Here is a 2,986-nt window from a genome sequence, read left to right on the forward strand (position 1 = left end):
GGCTGGAGGCGCCGTTCGCCGCCGCCGACGCCGTCGGCGCCGCGATCGATCTGCCGTTCGACGAAGGCCTGAAGAAGGAGCGCGAGGGTTTCCTCAAGCTGGTCGCGAGCGATCAGTCGAAGGCGCAGCGCTACGCCTTCTTCGCCGAGCGCGAGGCCGCCAAGATCTCCGGCGTGCCCGAGGGCACCAAGCCGCGGGCGATCGAGCGGGTCGCCATTATCGGCGCCGGCACCATGGGTGGCGGCATCGCGATGTCCTTTGCCAATGCCGGCATCCCGGTGACCCTGATCGAGACCGGCGAGGAGCAGCTCAAGCGCGGTCTGGGCGTGATGCAGAAGAATTACGAGGCCACCGCGGCGCGCGGCGGCATTGCACCGGATGCGCCGGCCAAGCGCATGGGCCTGATCAACGGCGTGGTCGGCCTGGAGCATGTCAAGGACGCCGACCTCGTCATCGAAGCCGTGTTCGAGACTATGGCGGTGAAGAAGGAGGTGTTCGGCAAGCTCGACCAATACGCCAAGCCCGGCGCGGTGCTCGCCAGCAATACGTCATATCTGAACATCAACGAGATCGCCAAGGAGACGAAGCGGCCGCAGGACGTGCTCGGCATGCACTTCTTCTCGCCGGCCAATGTGATGAAGCTGTGCGAGATCGTCCGCGCCGAAAAGACCGCGCCCGACGCGCTGGTGACCGCGGTCTCGATCGCGCGCAAGATCGCCAAGGTGCCGGCGGTGGTCGGGGTCTGCGACGGCTTTGTCGGCAACCGGATGCTGGCGCAGCGCGGCAAGCAGGCGGAGAAACTGTTGTTCGAAGGCGCGCTGCCGCAGCAGGTCGATGCCGTGGTGACGAAATTCGGCATGCCGATGGGCCCGTTCGCGATGGGCGATCTCGCCGGCCTCGATATCGGCTGGCGCTCGCGCAAGGATCGCGGCATCAAGTCGGAAATCGCGGACGCGCTGTGTGAGGCCGGCAGGTTCGGCCAGAAGACGGGCAAGGGCTACTACAAATACGAAGCCGGCTCGCGCGCGCCGCTGCCCGATCCCGAGGTCGAGAGGCTGATCGACGAGACTCTGACGCGGCTCGGCCGCAAGCGGCGCGTCGTCAGCGACGACGAGATCCTGGAGCGCATGATGTATCCGATGATCAACGAGGGCGCGCGGATCCTGGAAGAGGGTATCGCGGCGCGTCCGAGCGATATCGACGTGATCTGGCTCTACGGTTATGGCTGGCCGATCTATCGCGGCGGCCCGATGTTCTATGCCGACCAGGTCGGCCTCAAGCAGATCGCCGACCGGCTGTCGTATTATGCCAAGGAGACCAACGATCCCTCGCTGCAGCCGGCGCCGCTGTTGGCGCGGCTCGCGGCCGAGGGCAAGACGTTCGCGTCGCTGGCGGCGAGCTCGAAGGCGGCGTGATGGGCCTTCGTTTCGATCAACCGTCATTCCGGGGCGATGCGAAGCATCGAACCCGGAATCTCGAGATTTCGGATTCGCACGGAGCCTGTCATCGGGCCGCGCTTTGCGCGGACCCGTTGGTGCGCCCCGGAATGACGATCTTTGTTGTTGGCGCATGACCCATCCCGGCGAACAGTTTTATCCCGAAGGCGTCCATTGGGACGACCCCCTGCCGCGCGGCACCTTGCCGGACCTGCTGTCGCAGGCGACAGCGGAATTCGGCGCGCGGCCGGCGATCGAATTCCGCGACCGTGCGCTCAGCTTTGCCGAACTGGAAGCGATGGTCGAGATCGCGGCTTCCGCCTACCTGTGCGCCGGCTACGGCAAGGACGCGTCGGTGGCGCTGTTCCTCGGCAACACGCCAGATCATCCCGTCAATTTCTTCGGCGCGTTGAAGGCCGGCGCGCGCGTGGTGCATCTGTCACCGCTCGACGGCGAGATCGCGCTGTCACACAAGCTCTCTGACTCCTGCGCGCGCGTGCTGGTCACCTCCAATCTCTCGGCGCTGCTCCCGACCGCCCTGAAATTCCTCGATCGCGGCCTGCTCGACCGGCTGATCGTCTGCGAGGACGATCATTGGGGCAAGGTCGGCACCCAGCAAGCGCCGCTGCCGGACCGGCCCGAGGTCATCACCTGCAGGCAATTCATCGACGGCGCGACAAGACCGTCGCAATGGCCCGCGATCTCTGCCGATGACGTCGCGCTGTTGCAATATACCGGCGGCACCACGGGACTGCCGAAGGGCGCCATGCTCACACATGGCAATCTGACCGCTTCGGTCTCGATCTACGACGTCTGGGGCGCCCCGGCGCGGGCCAGGCGCAACGCGATCGAGCGCGTGATCTGCGTGCTGCCGCTGTTCCACATCTATGCGCTGACGGTGGTGCTGTTGTCCTCGATCCGGCGCGGCAATCTGATCTCGCTGCATCAGCGCTTCGATGTCGAGGCCGTGATGCGCGACATCGAGCTCAAGCGCGCCACCGCTTTTCCAGGGGTGCCGACCATGTGGATCGCGATCGCGGCGTTGCCCGATCTCGACAAGCGCGATTTGTCCTCGCTGGTGAGCTGCGGCTCCGGGGGCGCGCCGCTGCCGGTCGAGGTGGCCAGGGTGTTCGAGCGCAAGGTCAACATGAAATTGAAGAGCGGCTGGGGCATGACCGAGACCTGCTCGCCCGGCACTGCTCATCCCGAAGCCGGCCCGGACAAGCCCGGCTCGATCGGGCTGATGCTGCCCGGCATCGAGATCGACGTCGTCTCGCTGGAGGACCCTGCCAAGGTCTTGGCCGTCGGCGAGGTCGGCGAAATCCGCATTCGCGGCCCGAACGTCACCAAAGGCTACTGGGACAAGCCGAAGGAGACCGCGGAAGCCTTTGTCGGCGACCGCTTCCTGACCGGCGACATCGGCTATATGGACGCCGACGGCTATTTCTATCTGGTCGACCGCAAGAAGGACATGATCATCTCCGGCGGCTTCAACGTCTATCCGCAGATGATCGAGCAGGCGATCTATACCCACCCCTCGGTGCAGGAGG

2 protein-coding genes are annotated in these 2,986 nt (G+C 65.6%); both read left to right on the forward strand.

The genetic code is table 11. The features are described from left to right. Positions 1–1,415 (forward strand): 3-hydroxyacyl-CoA dehydrogenase NAD-binding domain-containing protein (locus tag WCB02_RS20090; protein ID WP_423960740.1); only part of this gene is annotated, 1,415 nt, incomplete at its 5' end. Positions 1,416–1,569: 154 nt separating this feature from the next. Further along, positions 1,570–2,986 (forward strand): dicarboxylate--CoA ligase PimA (pimA, locus tag WCB02_RS20095; protein ID WP_423960742.1); only part of this gene is annotated, 1,417 nt, incomplete at its 3' end.

This window comes from Bradyrhizobium sp. (assembly GCF_049581145.1).
Classification (GTDB): domain Bacteria; phylum Pseudomonadota; class Alphaproteobacteria; order Rhizobiales; family Xanthobacteraceae; genus Bradyrhizobium.